This window comes from Nocardioides sp. TRM66260-LWL (assembly GCF_020075545.1).
GTDB lineage: Bacteria > Actinomycetota > Actinomycetes > Propionibacteriales > Nocardioidaceae > Nocardioides.
Genome location: NZ_JAIQZK010000001.1, coordinates 459,915 through 479,492, shown reverse-complemented (window position 1 = coordinate 479,492; position 19,578 = coordinate 459,915). Strand labels below are relative to the sequence as shown.

The window sequence follows — 19,578 nt, the reverse complement described above, 5'->3', positions numbered from 1 at the left end:
CGGCCGTGGACCGGCGCGGGCCCTCGTGCTCAGTCGCCGATCGAGGCGACGTCCTCGAAGGCCGAGTCACGGTCGCCGGTGCGCCGGTTGACCAGCCCGGTCAGGGCCCACAGGACGACGCCGAGCGCCAGCAGGCCCGCCGCGATGCGGTACTGCACGAGATCGCTGGAGAGCCGCGCCCACGGGCCGAGCAGGAAGGCGCAGAGCACCGCGCCGAGCACGGGCGCCGGACCCCAGGCCCGGAACCCGCCGCCGTCGGTGCGGGGGTCGCGACGGCGCAGCACCAGGCAGGCCACGTTGACGACGGTGAAGACGGCCAGCAGCAGCAGCGAGGTGGTGCCGGAGAGCGCGCCGACGACCGTGCTGCCGGAGTCGAGGCGCACGTAGACGATCAGCGCGAGCGCGAGCAGCGTGGTGAAGCCGATGGCCACGTAGGGCGAGCGGCGGCGTGCGGACACGCGTCCCAGCGGAGCGGGCAGCACGTGCTGGCGGGCCATGCCGTAGACGAGGCGGCTGGCCATGAGCATGTTGATCAGGGCGGTGTTCGCGACGGCGAAGACGGTGAGGAACGGGAAGATCCGGTCGATCGGCAGGCCCGGCGCCCCGAGCCGGACGACGTCGAGCAGGACCCCCGCCTCGGGGTTCTGGGGCGTCGCGATCTGCCCGGCGGGGATGACCGCCACCACCGAGATCGCCACCAGCACGTAGATGACCACCGCGATGCCGAGGCCGGTGAGCATGACGCGGGGGAAGATCCGCTCGGGGTCGCGGGTCTCCTCGACCATGTTCACGGAGTCCTCGAACCCGACCATCGAGAAGAACGCGATCGCGGTGGCGACCGTGACGGCGGCGAACAGGCCCTTGTCGGTGGGGCTCTCGAAGATGGCGACGCGCGCGAGGTCGCCGTCGCCGCGGCCGATCACCGCGATGCCGATGCCGATGACGATGGCCAGAGCGGTCATCTCCACGAGCGTGAGCACCACGTTGAACTTCACGCTCTCGCCGACGCCGCGCAGGTTGATCGCCGCGAGCACGAGCATGAAGCCCAGGGCGACGAGCAGCGTCGCGCCGTCGCCGGTCGGGACGCCGGGCACGATCTCGTCCAGCCCGATCAGCAGGTTCGCCGAGAGCAGGCCCGACGAGGTCGCGGCGCTGGTGATGCCCGAGCAGACCACGGTGAAGGCCACCAGGAACGTGACGAAGTGCAGCCCGAACGCCTTGTGGGCGTACAGCGCGGCGCCGGCCGCCTGGGGGTACTTCGTGACCAGCTCGAGGTAGGACAGCGCGGTGAGGGTCGCGACGACGAACGCGACGACGAACGGCAGCCAGGCGATGCCGCCGACCTGGCCGGCGAGGCGTCCGGTGACCGCATAGACGCCCGCGCCGAGGATGTCGCCGACGATGAAGAGCAGGAGCAGGCCCGGGCCCATGACGCGCTTGAGGTCCGTGCCGCCGCCCGAGCCTCGCTCCTGGGCGGGATCGAGGGGACGGTCGTGGGCGGCCGTGGCCATGGGCTCCTCCGGGGGGTCGGGGTGCGAGCAGGTCAACCTCCGAGCCCTTCCCGCGCCCGCTCGGGCCCAAACCCGGGGAATCCGGCCCCCGCCCGGGGCGTTCGGGCTGTCATGAGCACCGATGCCACGTCCCGGACGACCCGCGCCGTCGTCGCCACCACCTACGGCGGACCGGAGGTGCTCGCGCTGACCGACGTCGCGCTGCCCTCCCCCGGGCCCGGCGAGATCGAGGTCGCGGTCCGCGCCGCCGGGGTGAACCCGGTCGACGCCAAGATCCGCTCCGGGCTCTTCGGCCCCGACCCCGACGCCCTCCCCCGTCGCCTCGGCTCCGAGGCGGCCGGCGTCGTCGTCGCCGCCGGCGGAGACCCCGAGACCGCCGCGTTCACCGTCGGCGACGAGGTCGTCGGCTTCCCGCTCACCGGCGCCTACGCCGAGCGGATCGTCGTCCCCGCGGACGCGCTGGTCCGCAAGCCGGCGGAGGTGTCGTTCGTCGACGCGGCCGGCCTGCTGCTGGTCGGCGCCACCGCCGAGCACGCGCTCACCGTCACGAAGGTCGGCGAGGGCGACACCGTCCTGGTCCACGGCGGCTCCGGAGGCGTCGGCCTCGTGGCCGTGCAGCTGGCCGCCCAGCGCGGTGCCCGGGTGCTGGCCACGGCCAGCGAGGCGCGTCACGACCTGCTGCGCGAGCTCGGCGCCGAGCCGCTCCTCTACGGCGACGGACTGCTCGAGCGGGTGCGCGCCGCCGCCCCCGACGGCGTCGACGTCGCGCTCGACCTCGTCGGCACCGCCGAGGCGCTCGAGGTCTCGCTCGCCCTGGTCCCGGTCGAGCGGATCACCTCCATCGCCAACTTCGACTCCGCGCCGAAGGCCGGCGTCACCGTGCTCGGCGGCGGCCCCGGCGCCGACCCGGGCACCGAGATCCGCGCGGCCGCACGTCCCCGCCTGCTCGAGCTGCTCGCTGCAGGCTCGCTGCGGCTGGTCGTCAGCGACGTGCTCCCGCTCGAGGAGGTCGCCGAGGCCCACCGCCGCATCGACTCGGGCCACACGGTCGGGAAGATCGTGCTCGAGGTCTGACCCTCGCCCGGGGCCCCGGTGGTCGAGCTCGTCGAGACCCCGGAACCCGCGCAGGGCGGCGAACCGCACCCGTGGCACGTCGAAGCGCGCCGGTAGCCCGATCACCGGGCTGGTGTCGGGCTGCGGGGCTGTCGGTGGTCGAGCTGGGTCTCGCGGTGGTCGAGTTTGTCGAGACCGGGTTTCGACAAGCTCAACCACCGGGATCGGGCTCAACCACCGTCGAGGTCGGGTGGGGTCTCGACAGGCTCGATCACCGTGAGGGTGGTGCCGAGGCGGTCGCGTCTGAACCTCACGCCGTTCGGTGATCGCCAGAGGTAGACCCCCGGCTCATCCGGTCCCGCCGGCTTGTAGCGCCAGCCGTCGTGGGTCTTGTGGCGGTGGTGCTTCCTGCACAGCGGCGCGAGATTGGACGACGCTGTCGGGCCGCCGGACTCGTAGGACCGGACGTGGTCGGCATCGCACGCCCGTGCTGGCCTCTGGCAGTAGGGGAAGACGCAGGTGTGGTCCCGCAGGATGATCTGCTCGCGGATCAGGTCGGGGACCTCGTAGGTGTCGGAGTACCGCTCGGCGGCGACGTCGAGGATCGGCCGGACCGTCACCGACGTGCCGGCCGTCTGGCACCAGCTCCTGATGACGTCGATGGCGATCGGCGACCGAGACGCCTCGGATCGGGCGACGTCGCCGAGGGCTCCCGTGACGGCGTCGACGGAGAGGTGGACGTAGAGCGTGAGGTGCCGCGGCCGGGGCTGCGTCGCGGAAGCAGCAGCACCCTCTGATCCTCCGCCGGTCTCGAGTGGAAGGGCCTTCTCGCCACGCGCGAGCATCCCCGCCGCCTTCGCCCGGCGCACGCTCAGCGTCTCCTCCGAGCCGGCCTTCTTCAGCTGCTCGGCAAGCGCCGCGATCGCCCGCTCGAGGTCGGCGGCGTCCGGCTGGTCGAGGATCGCGGACACATCGACCGTGCCGTCGAAGCCCGTCTGGCCGAGCCACACGTCGAACCGCCGGTGCTCGGCCTCGCGCGCCTTCCGCAGGACCGCGTCCCCGGGGTCGGTCTGCTCCTGCGCGAGCCGGCAGATGTTGCCGATCTGGGTGCGCGAGACCTGATGCGCGTACGCCGCGATCCGGGCGTCCACCAGCGCGGCGGCCTCCTGCGACAGCGGGATCGTGTCCTCGGCTATCCGACGCACCTGCCACACCGCCAGCTCCCCGCGCAGCAGCCGCGCCCAGACCCGCGGCAGCCGCACACAGGCCTCGAGTGCCTGGCCGACGAACAGGGAGCCGGTCTGCTGGCGCATCCCGATCGCGGTGACGAACTCGGTGACCGCGTGCTCCTGCACCTCCGGTGCGCCGGGGCCCGCGAGCGGCAGCATCATCCCGGTGTCGATCACATAGCCCGCCACGTCCCCCTCAGCCGCGACATGCGCGATGGCCCAATCGGCGGCCGCGATGAAGACCTCCCTGGCCGACTGCTCCTCAGCAGCCCGCGCGGCCATCGCAGCGCGCAGGGCGTCGCTGTCACGCAGCAGCCGTGGGGTCCGAGAGGACATAGCCTGATTCTATGCGAACACGCGTTCGAAGGCCAGGGGATATCCCCAGATCAGAGGCGGTTTTCGAAGCAGCAACCAAAGACAACTGAGGGAGGCGACGGTGGAGTCGGCCAGGGCGAAAGGGGAACACCCGCTGTACCGAGACGGCGAGCGACCACCGAGTGCCCTGACCGCCACGGCGACCGTCAGCGAGCAGTGAGGCGACCGCGAGTGGCTCACCACGAGTCACCGTCAGCGGTCGGGTGCGGGGGTCTCGACAAGCTCGACCACCGGAGCCGCTCGACCACCGGAGCCGCTCGACCACCGGAGCCGCTCGACCGCCGAGCGTGCGGGGTCTCGACAAGCTCGACCGCCACCGCATCGACCCGCCTCAGCCGAAGAACACCTGCGCCTCGGCGTACTCCTCCGCGCTGACGACCTTCAGCTCGCCCGTGCCCTCGGCCAGCGGGACCCGCTCGATGCGGGTGCCGCGCAGCGCCATCATGGTGCCGAAGGCGCCGTCGGCGACGGCGTCGATGGCGTGCAGGCCGAAGCGGGTGGCCAGCCAGCGGTCGAAGGCGGTGGGGGTGCCGCCGCGCTGCACGTGACCGAGCACGACCGCGCGGGCCTCCTTGCCGGTGCGCTGCTCGATCTCGGCGGCCAGCCGGTCGCCGATGCCCCCGAGGCGGACGTGGCCGAACGCGTCCTTCTCCCCCGAGGTCAGCGTCATGCCGCTGCCGTCGGCGGGCACCGCGCCCTCGGCGACGACGATGATCGGGGCGTACTGGGTCTGGAAGCGGGTCTCGACGCGGCGGCACACGTCGTCGATGTCGAAGGGCTGCTCGGGGATGAGCACCTCGCTGGCGCCGCCGGCGATGCCGGAGTGCAGCGCGATCCACCCCGCGTGGCGGCCCATCACCTCGACGACGAGCACCCGGTGGTGCGACTCCGCGGTGGTGTGCAGGCGGTCGATCGCCTCGGTGGCGATGTTGACGGCGGTGTCGAAGCCGAAGGTGAAGTCGGTGCCCGAGAGGTCGTTGTCGATGGTCTTCGGCACGCCCACGACGTCGACGCCGAGCTCGGCGAGCCGCGTGGCCACGCCCAGGGTGTCCTCGCCGCCGATCGCCACGAGCGCGTCGACGCCGTCGGCCGCCAGGTTCTCCCGGATCCGCTCGACGCCGCCCTCGACGCCGAACGGGTTGGTGCGCGAGGAGCCGAGGATCGTGCCGCCACGCGGCAGGATGCCGCGGCACTGCTCGACGCCGAGCGGCATCGTCAGCCCCTCGAGCGGCCCGCGCCAGCCGTCGCGGTAGCCGACGAGCTCGAAGCCGTGGGTCTGCACCCCCTTGCGCACCACCGCGCGGATGACGGCGTTGAGGCCGGGGCAGTCGCCCCCGCCGGTGAGGACTCCGACTCGCATGACGCCTCCTGAGGCGGTTCGGGCGGCTCGCGACGGGCGGGGGTGCGCCGTCGTCGGCGACGCTACCCGCGGCGCTACGGTTCGACCATGACCTTCTCGATCGTGGCCAGATCAGCGGACGGCGAGACCTGGGGCGTGGCGGTCGCCTCGAAGTTCCTGGCGGTCGGATCCGCGGTGCCCGCGGCCGTCGCCGGGGTCGGCGCCATCGCCACCCAGGCCGACGCGAACGTCTCCTGGAAGGGCCTCGCGCTCTCCCACCTCGACGAGGGCGCGACCGCCGCCGTCGCCCTCGAGCGCCTGGTCGAGGAGGACGAGGGCCGCGACCACCGTCAGGTCGGCATCGTCGACGTCGACGGCAACGCGGCGAGCCACACCGGCCCCGCATGCCTGGACTGGGCCGGCGGCGTCACCGGCGCCGGCTATGCCATCCAGGGCAACATCCTCACCGGCGAGGACGTCGTGCTCGCCATGGAGGCCGCCTTCCTGGAGTCCGACGAGACCCTGCCGCTCGAGCAGCGGCTCTTCGCCGCCCTGGCCGCCGGGGACGCCGCGGGCGGCGACAGCCGGGGCCGGCAGTCCGCCGCCCTCCTCGTGGTGCGCGACGGCGCCGGCTACGGCGGGCTCGACGACATCGCGGTCGACCTGCGCGTCGACGACCACGCCGATCCGATCGGCGAGCTCGCGCGCCTGATGGAGCTGCAGGAGCTCTACCTGACGGCCTCCCGCGAGGACGAGAAGGTGCCGGTCGACGACGCGCTCCGCGCCGAGCTCGAGGCGTTCGCGACCGCCGGCGGCCACCGCGACTTCCTCGCCTGGGTCGGCACCGAGAACCACGAGATGCGCGTGGCGCCCGACCTCTCCTGGATCGACGAGCGGATCCTCGCGATCGTCCGGGGCGCGTGAGCGCGCTCCGGGTCGATCTCGGACTGGACGCGGTGCGGGTCGAGGGTCGCTCGACGGCCCTGGCGACGTCGGTCGGCGCCCACGGCGGCGTCGAGTCCGCCCTCGAGCCGCTGTGGCGCGCGGTGCGCGCCGGCGTCCGGGCCGCTGCGGCGGGCGACCCTGGACCGTGGTCGGCCCTCGAGCTCGCCGGCGACCCCGGCGTCCTGGCGATCTGGGACGCCGACACCCTCGGCGCCGCCCGCCCCGCGCTGACGCATCCGGACGGCCCAGCCGCCGCCGCCGCGTGGATCGCCGCCCACGAGCCGCACGTGTGGGTGCACGTGCGGAGCGGACGGGACGCGCTCGGGCCGCTCGAGGCCTATGTCTGCGCGCGCCTGACCCGCGGCGCCTGGGGCGCCGTCGCGCCCGACGCGGCGTGGTCGCCCGACGTCCTGGGCGCGCTGGAGGCCCTGGGCGTGCCCGACGACGCGCTGCCCGACGTCACGGCGACCCCGCCCGCCCGCACCGACCCGCGCCTGCTGGACGGAATCGACGTGCCGATCCGGCTCGCCGCGCCGCTCCACGGCTGAGCGTCGCTCAGCGGCTGAGCCTCGCCACCTCGGCCCGCGCGGCCGCGACGGCCGCCTCCGCCTCCTCGACCTCGGCGGCCGCGGCGTCGCGGGCCTCCTCGGTCTCGGCGAGGGCGTCGCCGGCCTCCTCGGCCTGCGCCTCGAGCGCCGCGAGCCGACCGCGCAGCTCCTCCAGCCCGGCCTCGAGCTCGAGCACGTGGGCCGACGCCGCCGCGGTCTCCTCACGGGCCGCGGCCAGTCGCTCCCGGGCGGCCGCGGCGGCCTCCTCCGCGTCCCGCAGGACCGCCTCGGCCTCCTCCCGCTCGCGGGTGTCGTCGACGACGACCTGCAGGTCCGGACGGCGCGGCTCGGCGGGCGGCTCGGGCACCGCCGGCGAGGCCTCGTGGCCGAGGGCGGCCGGCACGGCGACGGCGTCCTGCACCGCGACGGGGTCGACCCCGGTGGCCGCGAGCGGCGTCACCAGCAGGCCGCTGCGGACCGCCGCCGCGCAGCCGGGGTCGAGGATCGCGGCGGTCAGCGTCGCCTCGACCTGCTCGGCGACCGCGTCGGTGACCCGCACCCCCCGGCTCCCGGCGACCGCCCGCGCCCGCCCGGTGACGGCGGCCGTCAGCTGACGGCGCTGGCGGGTCAGCGCACGGAGGTCCTCGCCGGCGAGCCCTTGCTGCGCGACCCGCAGCGCCTCGCCCACCTCCAGCACCTGCGCCACCTGCGCGTGCTCCAGGCGCACCAGGAGGTTCACCACCCAGGCCGCCAGCGTCGGGCGGCGCAGCCGGCGCACGGCGTCGGCCAGCGCCCGGTCGTCGCCGCGCAGCTCCTTGGCGCGCACGTCGCGCGCGGCGGTGAACTCCTCGACCGGCAGGCCGTAGAGCCGCTCGGCCTCGGCCAGCAGCCGCTCGTCGGGGGTCGAGTCGGGGGTCGGATCGGGGCTCACGGTGGGGACAGCCGCTGCCAGCGACCTCGTCGGTGGCCCAGCGGGTCGTCGTCCTCGCCGACCTCGACCTCGGCGAGGCGGCAGGTGACGAGCACCGACCAGCCCGTCTCGCGGTGGTCGAGGAGCTCGACGCCCGCCCAGGCGGGGGCGTGCTCGGGACGCGGCCCCCAGGGGGTGTCGACGAACGGCGCCATCCGGAACGGTCCTCCCGGCGCGGGCGCGGAGCCGGCGAAGGCCTCGGCCATCGCCCGGTCGTCCCAGCGCAGCAGCGAGACGACGGCCCGGCCGGAGTCGAGGAGCGCCTCGGCGAGGTCGGAGTCGGGGTCGAGCAGCGCCAGGACGGCCGGCTCCGGGCCGGCGGCGACCATGAGCGAGGTGACCGTCAGCCCGGCACGACCGGCGGGGAGCGACGGCGCGGCGGCCGTCCACAGCGTGACCGCCCCGCCGAGCCGGCCGCGCAGGCGGCGGACCGGGTCGGGCTCGGCGTCCGCGAACGGGTGCCCGGCGTGGATCGTCAGGACGCGCGCCGTCCGGCGTCGGGCGCGGCCGGTACGTCCTTGCCGTCGCGGGCGGCCTTGGCGAGCTCCTTGGCGCGCCCGGCGTAGAGGTCGACGTACTCCTGCTCGGAGAGCCGCATGATCTCGTACATGATCTCGTCGGTGATCGAGCGCAGGATGTAGCGGTCGTTCTCCAGGCCCTCGTAGCGGGAGAAGTCGAGCGGCTCGCCGAACCGGACGACGGGACGGGTCAGCCGGCCGAACTTCTTGCCCGGGGGCGCCACGACGTCGGTGCCGACGACGGCCACCGGGATCACCGGGACTCCGGTCTCCAGGGCGAGGCGGGCGACGCCGGTCTTGCCCCGGTAGAGCCGACCGTCGTGCGAGCGGGTGCCCTCGGGGAAGATGCCGAACAGGCCGCCCTCGCCCAGCACCCGCTTGGCCGCCAGCAGGGCGCCGGCGGCGGCGTCGGCGCCGCTGCGGTCGATCGGCACCTGCCCGGACCCGGAGAAGAAGGTCTTCTGCAGCCAGCCCTTGAGGCCCGGCGCGGTGAAGTACTCGGCCTTCGCGACGAACGTGACGCGCCGCGGCAGCGCCAGCGGCATGAACAGCCAGTCGCTGTAGGAGAGGTGGTTGCAGGCCAGGATGGCCGGGCCGTCGTCGGGGACGTGCTCGAGGCCGGAGCTCTCGGGCCGGAAGACCACGCGCAGGAGCGGCCCCAGGGCCACCCACTTGAGGAACCAGTAGAACATCGGCCTTCTCCCTCGACGGCACCGAACGCAGCTCACCCTAGTGCCCTGGGACGGTGCGGCTCGACCGCGCGCCGCACGGGCTGGACGGGTCGGGCAGAATCGACCTCCGTGACCCTCCTGCCCGACGCCGAGCCGCTCTCGCTCCCCGCCCGCCCCGACCTCACCGGCGGTCGCCGCGTCGGCGTGCTGCTCAGCCACGGGTTCACCGGCCAGCCGTCCTCGATGAAGCCGTGGGGCCGCTTCCTGGCCCAGCAGGGCTACGCCGTCGAGGTGCCCCGCCTGCCCGGCCACGGCACCCGCTGGCAGGACCTCAACGCCACCACCTGGGACGACTGGCTGGGCGAGCTCAGCGCGCGCTACGCCGCCCTGCGCGCCGAGAACGACGCCGTCGTCCTCGCGGGCCTCTCGATGGGCGGCGCCCTCGTGCTGCGGCTCGCGGCCGACCACGCGGGCCCGGACGGCCCGGCGGGCGTCATCGTCGTCAACCCGGCCGTCTCGACGAAGCGGCTCGACGTCCGGCTGCTGCCGGTGCTCAAGCACCTCGTGCCGTCCTTCCCGGGCATCGCCGGCGACATCAAGCGCGAGGGCGTCTCGGAGAACGGCTACGACCGCACGCCGCTGCGCGCCGCCCACTCGATGATGCAGGCGTGGGGTCCGCTGCGCGCCGACCTGCCGCGCATCACCGCTCCCCTGCTCTACCTGCGCTCGACGGTCGACCACGTCGTCGACGACTCCTCCGAGCCGCTGATCGTGGGCGGCGTCTCCTCCACCGACGTCTCGGTCGTGCGCCTCACGAACAGCTACCACGTCGCCACGCTCGACCACGACGACGAGCGCATCCACCACGGCTCCGCGGCGTTCATCGCCCGGGTCGCGGGCCTGGCCTCCGAGGCCGACGCGCCCACCGACTCCGACACCACCTCCTGAGGGGCTCCCACCATGGCTGACGCCGGCGACGAGCAGCGACCCGCGTCCGACGACGACGCGTGGCGCGCGATCGTCGAGAACTTCGGCGAGCGCGCGCGGCTGGAGTCGCACGAGGAGCCGGACGGCCCCGTCGGGCCCCGCACCCCCGACCCCGCGCCGTCCGCCTCGCTCGAGCGGCTCTTCCAGCCCTGGCGGGCCGCGGAGTGGGACGGCGAGCCCGCGGCGCGCGCCGGGGACCCCGACGACGACGCCGACGACGCCGAGGACCGGTTCGTCCCGCCGCCGCCCCCGCCCCTGCCCCGACCCACGCCCGACCGTCTGATCGCCTGGGTCGGCGTCCTCGGCGCTCCGCTCGTGCTGCTGGCGACGCTGCTCGCCCGCATCACGCTTCCGCAGCTGCTGGCCTACGCCCTGGTCGGCTGGTTCATCGGCGGCTTCCTCTACCTCGTCGTCCAGATGCCCCGCGAGCCGCGCGAGCCGTGGGACGACGGGGCGCAGGTCTGACTCGCACCTGCCGCCGCCGGGACCTCACCCTGGGGTGACCCGGATCACCCGTGCGCCGCGTGACGATCAGGTGCCGGTCGACGACCTACCGGTGTTCGACCAACGCGCCGACCACAGGGGCCGGCCACATCACCAGAGAGGACTCGTCATGAGCTTCATCGACAAGGCCAAGAACGCTGCTGAGGACGCCCTGGGCAAGGCCAAGGAGGTCGTCGGCGACGTCACCGACAACGACAAGCTCAAGGCCGAGGGCAAGGCCGACCAGGCCGAGGCCGGCGTCAAGGGCAAGGTCGAGGACGTCAAGGACGCCTTCAAGAAGTGATCTTCGCCTGAACCAGGCTGCGAGGGGGACGACGGGAGACCGTCGTCCCCCTCGGCGCGTCCCGGGGGCGGGGCCGCGCCGGGTCGCGGCCGGGCCGCCGTCAGGGCCTAGGGTGGGACGCATGTCGCAGAAGCCCGAGATCGAGTTCCCCGCCTTCGACGCCCCCGACGACCTCGTCGTCACCGACCTCGTCGAGGGCGACGGCCCCGAGGCCGCCGCCGGCCAGACGGTGTCGGTCCACTACGTCGGCGTCGCCCACTCCACCGGCGAGGAGTTCGACGCCTCCTACAACCGCGGCGAGCCGCTGCGGTTCCGCCTGGGCGTCGGCCAGGTCATCTCCGGCTGGGACCAGGGCGTCCAGGGCATGAAGGTCGGCGGTCGCCGCCAGCTCGTCATCCCGCCGCACCTCGGCTACGGCGACCGCGGCGCCGGCAACGTCATCAAGCCGGGCGAGACGCTGATCTTCGTCGTCGACCTGCTCGGCGTCTCCTGACCCGCCCCCGCCCCATCTGACGACGGCCATGCACTTCGGCGACCACCAGACGTCGATCTACGCGTCGGGCATGTTCCTGGGCCAGACCCCCGAGCTGACCACCGACCTGACGCGGCTGGAGACGGCCGCCGCCGAGGTGCTCGACGCCGCGGCGCTCGGCTACATCGTGCCGAGCGCCGGCGGCGGCGACACCGCCCGCGCCAACGTCGAGGCCTTCGCCCGCTGGCGGCTCGTGCCGCGCATGCTGCGCGACCACGCGCAGCGCGACCTCGCGACCACCGTGCTCGGCACGCCGATGAGCGCGCCCGTGCTGCTCGGCCCGGTTGGCGTCCAGACCCTCGCGCACCCCGACGGCGAGCTCGCCTCGGCGCGGGCGGCCGCCGCGCTCGGCCTGCCGTTCGTGCAGTCGACGCAGGCCAGCCACGACCTCGAGCAGGTGGCCGAGGCGTCCGGCGACGGCGCCCGCTGGTACCAGCTCTACTGGCCGAACGACGACGAGCTGTGCGAGAGCCTGCTGGCCCGAGCCGCGGCGGCCGGCTACACGGTGCTGGTCGTCACGCTCGACACCACCCTGCTCGGCTGGCGTCCGCGCGACCTCGACCGCGGCTACCTGCCCTTCCTGGCCGGCGTGGGCATCGCCAACTACACCAGCGACCCCGTCTTCCAGCGGCGCCTCGAGAAGCCCGCGGCCGACGACCCGGGCGCCGCCGGGCTGGCGTTCGCCTCGGTCTTCCCCAACCCGGGCCTCTCCTGGGAGCGCCTGGCCTGGCTGCGCGAGCGCTGGGCCGGGCCAATCGTGCTCAAGGGCCTCCAGCACGTCGACGACGCCCTGCTGGCACGCGACCACGGCGTCGAGGGCGTCGTGGTCTCCAACCACGGCGGACGGCAGGTCGACGGCGCGCTGGCCTCGCTCGACGCGCTGCCCGCGATCGCCGAGGCGGTCGGCGACGACCTCGCCGTGCTGTTCGACTCCGGCGTCCGCTCCGGGCCCGACGTCGCCAAGGCGCTCGCGCTCGGTGCCGACGCGGTGCTGCTGGGCCGCCCGTACCTCTACGGCCTGGCCCTGGCCGGGCAGGCCGGGGTCGAGCACGTGCTGCGCTGCCTGCTCGCCGAGCTCGACCTGACCCTCGCCGGCTGCGGCTGGTCCGGGCTCGACGACCTCGGCCCGCACTGCCTGCAGCGGGCCTGATCCATCCGACCCGTCCGGCCCGTCCGGCCCGTGTCGGGTCAGCCCAGGGCGCGGAGGACGACCTCGTGCAGGTCGTCGGTGCTGCCGCGCTGCTGCGCCACGGCATCCGCGATCTCGTGCTGCAGCGCGTCGATGCGGCGCACCACGTCGGAGATGGACGCCACGCTCTGGGCGGCCGCCACGGTGCCGTCGACGACCGCGCGGATGCGGTTCTCGACGTCGGTCGTGGCGTGGGCGGTGTTGCGCGCGAGCTCCTTGACCTCGCTGGCGACCACCGCGAAGCCGCGACCGAGCTCGCCGGCGCGCGCCGCCTCGATGGTGGCGTTGAGCGCCAGCAGGTTGGTCTGCTCGGCGATCGTGGCGATGACGCTCATCACCGCGCCGATCTCCTTGCTGGCCCGCTCGAGGCCGGCCAGCACCTCCGCCGCCCGCTCGGCGGAGCCCACGGCGTCGCCGACCACCGCGACCGCCTCCTGGGCCCGCTCGGCGATCTCGTCGGAGGCGGTGCGGACGACCGCCGTCGACTCCGCGACCTCGGCCAGCGCCGCCGCCCGTGAGGTCGCCGTCGACCAGACGACGAAGAGGCCGATGACCTCCGGGGCGCCCGGCACGCCTCCGCGCACCGGCGCGGCGTAGGCGTCGAGCAGCTCGGCGCCGATCTGCAGCTGGCCGACGAACGGCTCGCGGCGCACCCGTCGCAGCGCGGCGGTGGTGAACGGCTCGACGTCGAACCAGTCCTCCAGCCAGGTGCCCTCCATCGGCCCGGGACGTCGTCGCAGCGCCGGCGCGAGGGCGTCGAGCGAGGCCACGGCGGCGGCGTTCGCGAAGCCGATGCGGTAGTCGTCGAGCGCGTCGACGAACAGGCAGGCGCGCGGGCTGGCGGCGAGGCAGCCCTGGTACTGGGCGACGCGCATCGTCAGGTCGTCGACGCGCGCGTCGAAGGGGTCGGCCGGCTCGACGAGGTCGCGCCGGTCGGGGACGGGGAGGGAGTCGGCGACGGCCGACGTCGGGAGCAGGATCGTCATGACGCCTTCGTCTCGATCGGGGTCAGAGGCGTCTTTAGCGTCGGCGCCCCCGAGCCCGACCTGAGGGCTCGGTGCCCGTCGCTCAGCGGCGCCGGCCGGGCACGCTGTGCTCCGGGCCCCACCGGCCCCATGCGTCAGCTGGCCGCGGCCCACTCCCGCGGCACGTAGGCCTGGGTCGGCACGTCGAGGTGCCGGTCGGCGACCAGCGCCCGCGCACCGGGCGTCGGCGCGCCCGGCACCTCGGGCAGGTCGAGGGCGAGCGTCGCGACCTCGGTCGCGGTCGGACGGTCGTGGGGCGAGGCCGCCGTCATCGAGCGGAGCAGGCAGCGCCAGCGCGGGTCGAGGGCGGACGGGATCTCCCGCGCCGGCCGGGCGGGCACGCCGAGCGTCGCGAGCAGGACGAGCCCGAGCGCGTGGACGTCGACGGCCGCGGTGGCCGGGTGCCCGAGCAGCTGCTCGGGCGCCAGGTAGGCGGGCGATCCGAGGACGGCGCCGGCCGGGGCGGCGACGAGCGGACGCGAGCGCGGAGCGCCCGGCTCCGCGGCGATGCCGAAGTCGACGAGCCGCGGACCGCCGTCCTGGCCCAGCACCAGGTTGGAGGGCTTGACGTCGCCGTGCACGAGGCCGTGCGCGTGCACGTGGGCCAGCGCGTCGGCGACGTCGAGCGCCACGATCCGCGCCAGGCGTCCGGGCCGCAGGCTGCGGGGGCGCTGCCGCAGCACCGCGCCGAGCGCCGGGCCGTCGACGAGCTCGGTGACCAGGAACGGGCCGTCGTCGTCGACGCCAGCGTCGAGGGCCGCGGCGATGCCGCGGTGCCGCAGCCGGCCCAGCATCCGGGCCTCGTGCAGGAGGCGGGCGTCGGCGTCCGGCAGGGACGGGTCGGGACGCAGCACCTTGACGGCGACGTCGCGTCCGAGCCGCAGGTCGTGCGCGCGGTGGACCACGGCGCTGCCGCCCCGGCCGAGCTCGACGTCGAGGCGGTACCGGCCCGCGACGAGCGGGCGGAGGCCGAGAGGGGCGGTGGAGGCGGTCATCAGGACACCGTTCGGGGGCGGCGGGGAGGGGCGGGCGATCGCGGTCCGGATGCCCGCCGCTCCCCCGCGCGAAACCGCCGGGCCTCGCCCGAGGGGCGGGTCTTGCTCACATCGGGCAGGGTGGACGGGTGAACGACGCCCCGCGCCCCGCCGACCGTCCCCTGGTCACCGTCGCCCACGGCAGCCGCAACCCCGACGGCAACGAGGTCGCGCGCGCGATCACCGCCCAGGTCGCGGCGCTGTGGGACGGCCCGGTGATCGGCGCGTACGTCGAGCTGTGCGAGCCGGTGTTCGCCGCGGCGCTCACCGACGGCGCGCCGGCGGTCGTCGTCCCGCTGCTGTTCTCGGCGGGCACCCACGTCTGCCACGACCTGCCCGACCGCGCCGCACCCGGCACCCTCTTCGCGCCGTCCCTCGGCCCCGACCCGGTGCTCGCGCAGGTGCAGGCGCAGCGGCTGCGGGCCGCGGGTGCCACGCCCGGCGAGCCGGTGACGATGGTGGCCACCGGATCGCTCCAGGACGCGGCCCAGGACGACCTCGAGCGCGCCCGCGCGCTGCTCGCCGACGCGTGGGGCGCGACCGTCCGGCTGTCCACCATGACCGGCCAGGGCCGCCGCCCGGCCGACGTGGTGCGCCCCGGCGACGTCGTCTCCCCCTACCTGCTGGCCCCCGGGCACTTCACCCGGCTGCTCACCCAGCAGTCGCTGGACGCCGGCGCCCGGGTGGTCGCCGACGTCCTCGGACCCGACCCGGCGATCGCGGCCCTCGTCGTCGACCGCGCCCGCGGCGAGCTCGGCTCCCGGCCCTGCGAGCGGCTCGGGCGCTGCGACGGCCCGGTCGGCTGCCGGACGCGGGGCTGAGCCCAGACGCGCGCGCCCCGATGCGGCCGTCCCTCTGTCGGGGGCAGCGGGTCTTCAGACGGGGCCGGGCGACGAGACCGAGATCGGGCTCGGCTCGGCGGGCCGGCGGCAGCCGATGCTCACCGGCCAGGACTGAACACGCTGGCGTCCATCCCGTTCATTCGTCGCGTGCTGCGCGCTCGAAGCTGCGGAGCTCATCGAGGTGCGTGCGGATGCGGCTGCGCTCTGCCGTCGTCAGCGAGCGCTGCTGGGTGTCGAGGATCGCGAGCGCTTGAGCCCGATCGAATCCGAAGCGCGTCTCGATCGCGTCGCAGGCCGCGTCGACGTCCTCCGCAGCGAGCAGCATCTCGAGGACCAGGTGCGGCTCGTCGAGCGCTCTCACGATGGCCTCGACGATGTGCACCCGGGCCGCGAGGTCGCGGGAACCAGTGCCCATGGCTGCAGTATTCCAGCGCAGCCGGGTGCCCTGGTGCGGCTCACCTCAGCACGCATGATCCTGTGCGCCACCAGCCTGCTGCGTCGGGAGAAGGGCGCGCGTGCTTCCTAACGCGCTGCCGATCCCTGGTCGGACCATCTGCGCATCGCGATCAATTGCAAGGCCTCTCGAAGGAACCAGAGCCGGCTGAGTTTCAGGCGAGCGGGGTCGGCTCGCAGCCGGCCGTGCTCCACGTCGCCCCAGCGAGCGTGATCTCGTCCTGCTGGCCGGCCAGGACCACGTGGAACGGAACGGCTGGACGATCCCACCACTCGCCGAGCTCGACGGGGCGGCTCCACTCCTCTGTGGCCGATCCGAGTGACTGAGCAAGCCATTCGAGGGCAGCGCCGCCCGCGTCTGCCAGGACTTGATCCGGCTCCGTCACGATGACGACGAAGCCCTCGCCGCGCGGCAGGTTCTCCAGTTCGGAGATGCACTCGTCGAATGCGTCCTCGTTCTCGCCGAAGTAGAGCGGAAACTGAAGCGCCGACGCGAACTCGTCGAAAAGCCCTTCAACGGTCCGCATCTTTCGACCGCGCACCACTCGCACCGTCAGACCAGCCTCCGCCCATCCGGTGGCAACGGTCCCAATTTCGCTTCGGTCACCGACAATCCAGAATGGCCGGAGCTTATTGTCGACCTGCATGAGCCGTCTGGGGTCGCTCATCCTGTTGGTCCTCTGAACATCAGGAACGTGACGTAGTGATCGTTGGTGTAATCGGCCGATCCGTCGCTGCCAGTGACGATGCGCTCGGTCCCGCGATTAACGTTCGTACCACCAAGACACCGAGACGAAGGGAGCGCGACCGAGCGGGCGCAAGCTTAGAAAACCCTAAGGAGAACCTGAGCGCAAGCTGGTCTAGAGATGTTCACGTCCCTGCCCTTGGACACCGCCTCGTGACTCGCGGCAGCAAGGGACATGCGCAGCATGATTGCAACCCCGAGCGACCGGTCGCCGCAATGGTCCCCCGACCCTCTGAACCCGCTTCGACTCGTGCTCAGCCGGCGCTAGACCGACCCGGACACCCGCGCGTCATCGCTGGTGCTTCCTAACGCGCTGCCGATTGCGCATCCGCTGAACTGACACATGGTGGCTGATTACTTCTGCCAGATGTGGGTCCCAGATCGAGGCGACCAGCCGGGGCGCCCGGGCGACCCGGAATTCATCCGCGGGAGCTGCCCCAGACTCGTATCGGCTTGGCACACAAGTGGCACACAAGTGGCACACAAAGCGTTCCGTCGGGTGCTGAAGCGTGCGCGTCTGGCGCAGTCTTCATCGCAGCGACCTGTCCCAGATGGGTCCTAGACTGATGCCATGACCTGCACAAACGCTCTCAGATGCGGCTCTGGACCCCCGCCAGCAGCTGCCGCGCCATCACGATCCGCTGCACCTGGTTGGTGCCCTCGTAGATCTGGGTGATCTTGGCGTCGCGCATCATCCGCTCCAGCGGGTAGTCGCGGGTGTAGCCGTAGCCGCCGAGCACCTGGACGGCGTCGACCGTCACCTGCATCGCGACGTCGGAGGCGAAGCACTTGGCGGCGGCGCCGAAGAACGTCAGGTCGGCGTCGCCGCGCTCGGAGCGTCCGGCGGCGGCGTAGGTCATCTGCCGCGCGGCCTCGACCTTCATGCCCATGTCGGCCAGCAGGAACTGCAGGCCCTGGTTGTCGGCGATCGGCCGGCCGAACTGCTGCCGCTCCTGCGCGTACGCCAGCGCGTGGTCGAGCGCGCCCTGGGCGACGCCGACGGCCTGCGCCGCGATCGTCACGCGGGTGTGGTCGAGGGTGCGCATGGCGATCTCGAAGCCCTGGCCCTCCTCGCCGATCATCCGGTCGGCGGGGATGCGGACGTCGTCGAGGTACACCTCGCGGGTCGGGGAGCCCTTGATGCCGAGCTTCCTCTCCGGCGCCCCGAAGGAGACGCCGGCGTCGGCCTTCTCGACGACGAACGCCGAGATGCCGCGGGTGCGCCGCTCGGGATCGGTGACGGCGAGGACGGTGTAGAACTCCGACTCCCCCGCGTTGGTGATCCAGCGCTTCACGCCGTTCAGCACCCAGGTGTCGCCCTCGCGCACGGCGCGCGTCGTCATGCCGCCGGCGTCCGAGCCGGCCTCGGGCTCCGACAGGCAGTACGAGAAGCCGCCCTCGCCGCGGGCCAGCGCGCCGAGGTAGTGCTTCTTCAGCTCCTCGGAGCCGGCCAGCTGGACGGGCAGGGAGCCGAGCTTGTTGACCGCCGGGATCAGCGAGGACGAGACGCACGCCCGCGCCACCTCCTCGATGACCAGGCAGGTGGCGAGCGCGTCGGCGCCGGCGCCGCCGTACTCCTCGGGGACGTGCGGGGCGTGGAAGTCGGCGGCGAGCAGGGCCGCGGCGGCCTCGTGCGGGAAGCGCGCCTCCTCGTCGACGGCGGCGGCGAACGGCGCGACCTTCGCGTCGCAGAGCTCCCGGACGGCCCGGCGGATGGCGACGTGCTCCTCGGAGAGCGCGAACAGCGATGAGTCCATGCCCTCGATGCTAGGACGTCCGATCATCGGACGCCCAGCGGGTGTCCTCGGAGCCGCACTCAGGCGCCGGACGCCTCCGGGGCTACCGTGGCGGGGTGACCGTCTCGCCGCCCGCCGTCCCCTGGCAGGACCCCGCCGTCATCGACCACCTCCTCGGCGACCTCGACACGTGGGCCGTCGTCGGCCTCTCCGGCGACAAGGGCCGCGACGCCTACACCATCGCCGGCCTGCTGCAGCGCCGCGGCAAGCGGATCGTCCCGGTGCACCCGGACGCGCCCACGGTGCTCGGCGAGCAGGGCTACGCGAGCCTGTCGGACATCCCGTTCCCGGTCGACGTCGTCGACGTGTTCCGACGCTCCTCGGCCGCCGGCGCGATCGCCGACGAGGCGGTGGCCATCGGCGCCAAGGCCGTCTGGCTGCAGCTCGGCGTGCTGGACGAGGACGCCTTCGAGCGCACCACCGAGGCGGGCCTGGCGATGGTCATGGACGCCTGCCCCGCCCTGGAGTGGGCCGCGCGCGAGCGCCGCTGAGGGGAGCGCCCCTCAGAAGCCGACGCGGCGGGGCGCCTGAGCGGCGCGGACGGTCTCGCCCTTGGCGTGCGCGGTGTCGCGCAGCTCGGCCTGGAACGCCACGATCCGCTCCTGCAGGGCGGGGTCGGTGGCGGCGAGGATCCGCACCGCCAGGAGGCCGGCGTTGCGGGCGTTGCCGATCGACACCGTCGCCACCGGCGCGCCGGCGGGCATCTGGACGATCGAGAGCAGCGAGTCCATGCCGTCGAGGTGCTTGAGCGGCACCGGCACGCCGATCACCGGCAGCGGCGTGACGGCGGCGAGCATGCCCGGCAGGTGGGCGGCGCCGCCGGCGCCGGCGATGACGACCTGCAGGCCCCGGCCCGCGGCGTCCCGGCCGTAGTCGATCATCTCCTGCGGCATCCGGTGCGCGGAGACGACGTCGGCCTCGGCGGCGATGCCGAACTCCTCCAGCGCCTCGACGGCGGCGCGCATGACCGGCCAGTCGGAGTCGGATCCCATGACGACGCCCACGCGCGGGGCGGCCTGCTCGCTCATC

Annotated in this window: 22 protein-coding genes; 10 read left to right on the top strand and 12 right to left on the bottom strand. The window is 74.0% G+C overall.

Annotated features, from left to right (window positions below):
- Positions 1–29: 29 nt before the first annotated feature.
- Positions 30–1,511 carry an APC family permease gene (locus tag K8Z61_RS02325; protein ID WP_224126451.1) on the bottom strand — a complete coding sequence of 494 codons (1,482 nt, stop codon included), beginning with the start codon at positions 1,509–1,511 and terminating at the stop codon, positions 30–32.
- A gap of 111 nt (positions 1,512–1,622) precedes the next feature.
- Between K8Z61_RS02325 and K8Z61_RS02320 the strand changes: the two genes are divergently transcribed.
- The gene (locus K8Z61_RS02320) at positions 1,623–2,585 is read left to right on the top strand and encodes an NADP-dependent oxidoreductase (protein WP_224126450.1); all 963 of its coding nucleotides are present in this window, start codon (positions 1,623–1,625) and stop codon (positions 2,583–2,585) included.
- Between the two features lie 209 nt (positions 2,586–2,794).
- Here K8Z61_RS02320 and K8Z61_RS02315 read toward each other — a convergent pair whose 3' ends face one another.
- Both K8Z61_RS02315 and K8Z61_RS02310 read right to left on the bottom strand, forming a co-directional pair.
- Positions 2,795–4,129, bottom strand: a complete 1,335-nt coding sequence (locus K8Z61_RS02315) for an HNH endonuclease signature motif containing protein (protein WP_224126449.1) — start codon at positions 4,127–4,129, stop codon at positions 2,795–2,797.
- Positions 4,130–4,499: 370 nt separating this feature from the next.
- Positions 4,500–5,528 carry a 6-phosphofructokinase gene (locus tag K8Z61_RS02310; RefSeq protein WP_224126448.1) on the bottom strand — a complete coding sequence of 343 codons (1,029 nt, stop codon included), beginning with the start codon at positions 5,526–5,528 and terminating at the stop codon, positions 4,500–4,502.
- Positions 5,529–5,615: 87 nt separating this feature from the next.
- Between K8Z61_RS02310 and K8Z61_RS02305 the strand changes: the two genes are divergently transcribed.
- Positions 5,616–6,431 carry a DUF1028 domain-containing protein gene (locus tag K8Z61_RS02305; protein WP_224126447.1) on the top strand — a complete coding sequence of 272 codons (816 nt, stop codon included), beginning with the start codon at positions 5,616–5,618 and terminating at the stop codon, positions 6,429–6,431.
- Positions 6,428–7,000 (top strand): hypothetical protein, encoded by a 573-nt coding sequence (locus K8Z61_RS02300; RefSeq protein ID WP_224126446.1) that lies wholly within the window; start codon positions 6,428–6,430, stop codon positions 6,998–7,000. The genes K8Z61_RS02305 and K8Z61_RS02300 overlap by 4 nt, the downstream gene beginning before the upstream one ends.
- Before the next feature lie 7 nt (positions 7,001–7,007).
- Here K8Z61_RS02300 and K8Z61_RS02295 read toward each other — a convergent pair whose 3' ends face one another.
- The 3 genes from K8Z61_RS02295 to K8Z61_RS02285 form a co-directional block, all read right to left on the bottom strand.
- Positions 7,008–7,931 (bottom strand): hypothetical protein, encoded by a 924-nt coding sequence (locus K8Z61_RS02295; RefSeq protein WP_224126445.1) that lies wholly within the window; start codon positions 7,929–7,931, stop codon positions 7,008–7,010.
- Positions 7,928–8,362 (bottom strand): flavin reductase, encoded by a 435-nt coding sequence (locus K8Z61_RS02290; protein WP_374227908.1) that lies wholly within the window; start codon positions 8,360–8,362, stop codon positions 7,928–7,930. Before K8Z61_RS02290 ends, K8Z61_RS02295 begins: the two co-directional genes overlap by 4 nt.
- 83 nt (positions 8,363–8,445) lie before the next feature.
- On the bottom strand, positions 8,446–9,180 hold the full coding sequence (locus tag K8Z61_RS02285; protein ID WP_224126444.1) for a 1-acyl-sn-glycerol-3-phosphate acyltransferase: 735 nt from the start codon (positions 9,178–9,180) through the stop codon (positions 8,446–8,448).
- Positions 9,181–9,288: 108 nt separating this feature from the next.
- Here K8Z61_RS02285 and K8Z61_RS02280 point away from each other — a divergent pair, with 108 nt between their 5' ends.
- From K8Z61_RS02280 to K8Z61_RS02260, 5 genes are all read left to right on the top strand, one after another.
- Positions 9,289–10,107 (top strand): carboxylesterase, encoded by an 819-nt coding sequence (locus K8Z61_RS02280; RefSeq protein ID WP_224126443.1) that lies wholly within the window; start codon positions 9,289–9,291, stop codon positions 10,105–10,107.
- 12 nt (positions 10,108–10,119) lie between these two features.
- Positions 10,120–10,611, top strand: coding sequence for a hypothetical protein (locus tag K8Z61_RS02275; protein WP_224126442.1), 492 nt, complete (start codon positions 10,120–10,122; stop codon positions 10,609–10,611).
- Positions 10,612–10,759: 148 nt separating this feature from the next.
- A complete protein-coding gene (locus K8Z61_RS02270; RefSeq protein ID WP_224126441.1) occupies positions 10,760–10,933 on the top strand; it encodes a CsbD family protein in 174 nt (57 codons plus the stop codon).
- 121 nt (positions 10,934–11,054) lie between these two features.
- The gene (locus tag K8Z61_RS02265) at positions 11,055–11,426 is read left to right on the top strand and encodes an FKBP-type peptidyl-prolyl cis-trans isomerase (protein ID WP_224126440.1); all 372 of its coding nucleotides are present in this window, start codon (positions 11,055–11,057) and stop codon (positions 11,424–11,426) included.
- A 28-nt stretch (positions 11,427–11,454) separates the two neighbouring features.
- A complete protein-coding gene (locus K8Z61_RS02260) occupies positions 11,455–12,615 on the top strand; it encodes an alpha-hydroxy-acid oxidizing protein (RefSeq protein ID WP_224126439.1) in 1,161 nt (386 codons plus the stop codon).
- 38 nt (positions 12,616–12,653) lie between these two features.
- On the opposite strand, the gene K8Z61_RS02255 is transcribed toward K8Z61_RS02260, so the two are convergent.
- Together K8Z61_RS02255 and K8Z61_RS02250 are read right to left on the bottom strand one after the other, a co-directional pair.
- Complete coding sequence (locus tag K8Z61_RS02255; RefSeq protein ID WP_308116732.1) at positions 12,654–13,640, bottom strand: methyl-accepting chemotaxis protein; 987 nt, start codon at positions 13,638–13,640, stop codon at positions 12,654–12,656.
- Between the two features lie 134 nt (positions 13,641–13,774).
- Complete coding sequence (locus K8Z61_RS02250; protein ID WP_224126438.1) at positions 13,775–14,674, bottom strand: serine/threonine-protein kinase; 900 nt, start codon at positions 14,672–14,674, stop codon at positions 13,775–13,777.
- Between the two features lie 128 nt (positions 14,675–14,802).
- Here K8Z61_RS02250 and K8Z61_RS02245 point away from each other — a divergent pair, with 128 nt between their 5' ends.
- Entirely contained in the window at positions 14,803–15,534 is a 732-nt protein-coding gene (locus K8Z61_RS02245) for a sirohydrochlorin chelatase (RefSeq protein ID WP_224126437.1), read from the top strand.
- Positions 15,535–15,691: 157 nt separating this feature from the next.
- Here the strand turns inward: K8Z61_RS02245 and K8Z61_RS02240 are convergent, their stop codons facing one another.
- From K8Z61_RS02240 to K8Z61_RS02225, 3 genes are all read right to left on the bottom strand, one after another.
- On the bottom strand, positions 15,692–15,970 hold the full coding sequence (locus tag K8Z61_RS02240; protein ID WP_224126436.1) for a hypothetical protein: 279 nt from the start codon (positions 15,968–15,970) through the stop codon (positions 15,692–15,694).
- A 193-nt stretch (positions 15,971–16,163) separates the two neighbouring features.
- Positions 16,164–16,676 carry a barstar family protein gene (locus K8Z61_RS02235; RefSeq protein WP_224126435.1) on the bottom strand — a complete coding sequence of 171 codons (513 nt, stop codon included), beginning with the start codon at positions 16,674–16,676 and terminating at the stop codon, positions 16,164–16,166.
- A gap of 667 nt (positions 16,677–17,343) precedes the next feature.
- A complete protein-coding gene (locus K8Z61_RS02225) occupies positions 17,344–18,510 on the bottom strand; it encodes an acyl-CoA dehydrogenase family protein (protein WP_224126434.1) in 1,167 nt (388 codons plus the stop codon).
- Between the two features lie 95 nt (positions 18,511–18,605).
- On the opposite strand from K8Z61_RS02225, the gene K8Z61_RS02220 reads away from it, so the two are divergent.
- Positions 18,606–19,040 (top strand): CoA-binding protein, encoded by a 435-nt coding sequence (locus tag K8Z61_RS02220; RefSeq protein ID WP_224126433.1) that lies wholly within the window; start codon positions 18,606–18,608, stop codon positions 19,038–19,040.
- A gap of 12 nt (positions 19,041–19,052) precedes the next feature.
- Here the strand turns inward: K8Z61_RS02220 and purE are convergent, their stop codons facing one another.
- Positions 19,053–19,577: a 5-(carboxyamino)imidazole ribonucleotide mutase gene (gene purE / locus K8Z61_RS02215; protein WP_224126432.1), complete on the bottom strand. Its 525-nt coding sequence runs from the start codon at positions 19,575–19,577 to the stop codon at positions 19,053–19,055.
- Position 19,578 lies beyond the last annotated feature (1 nt).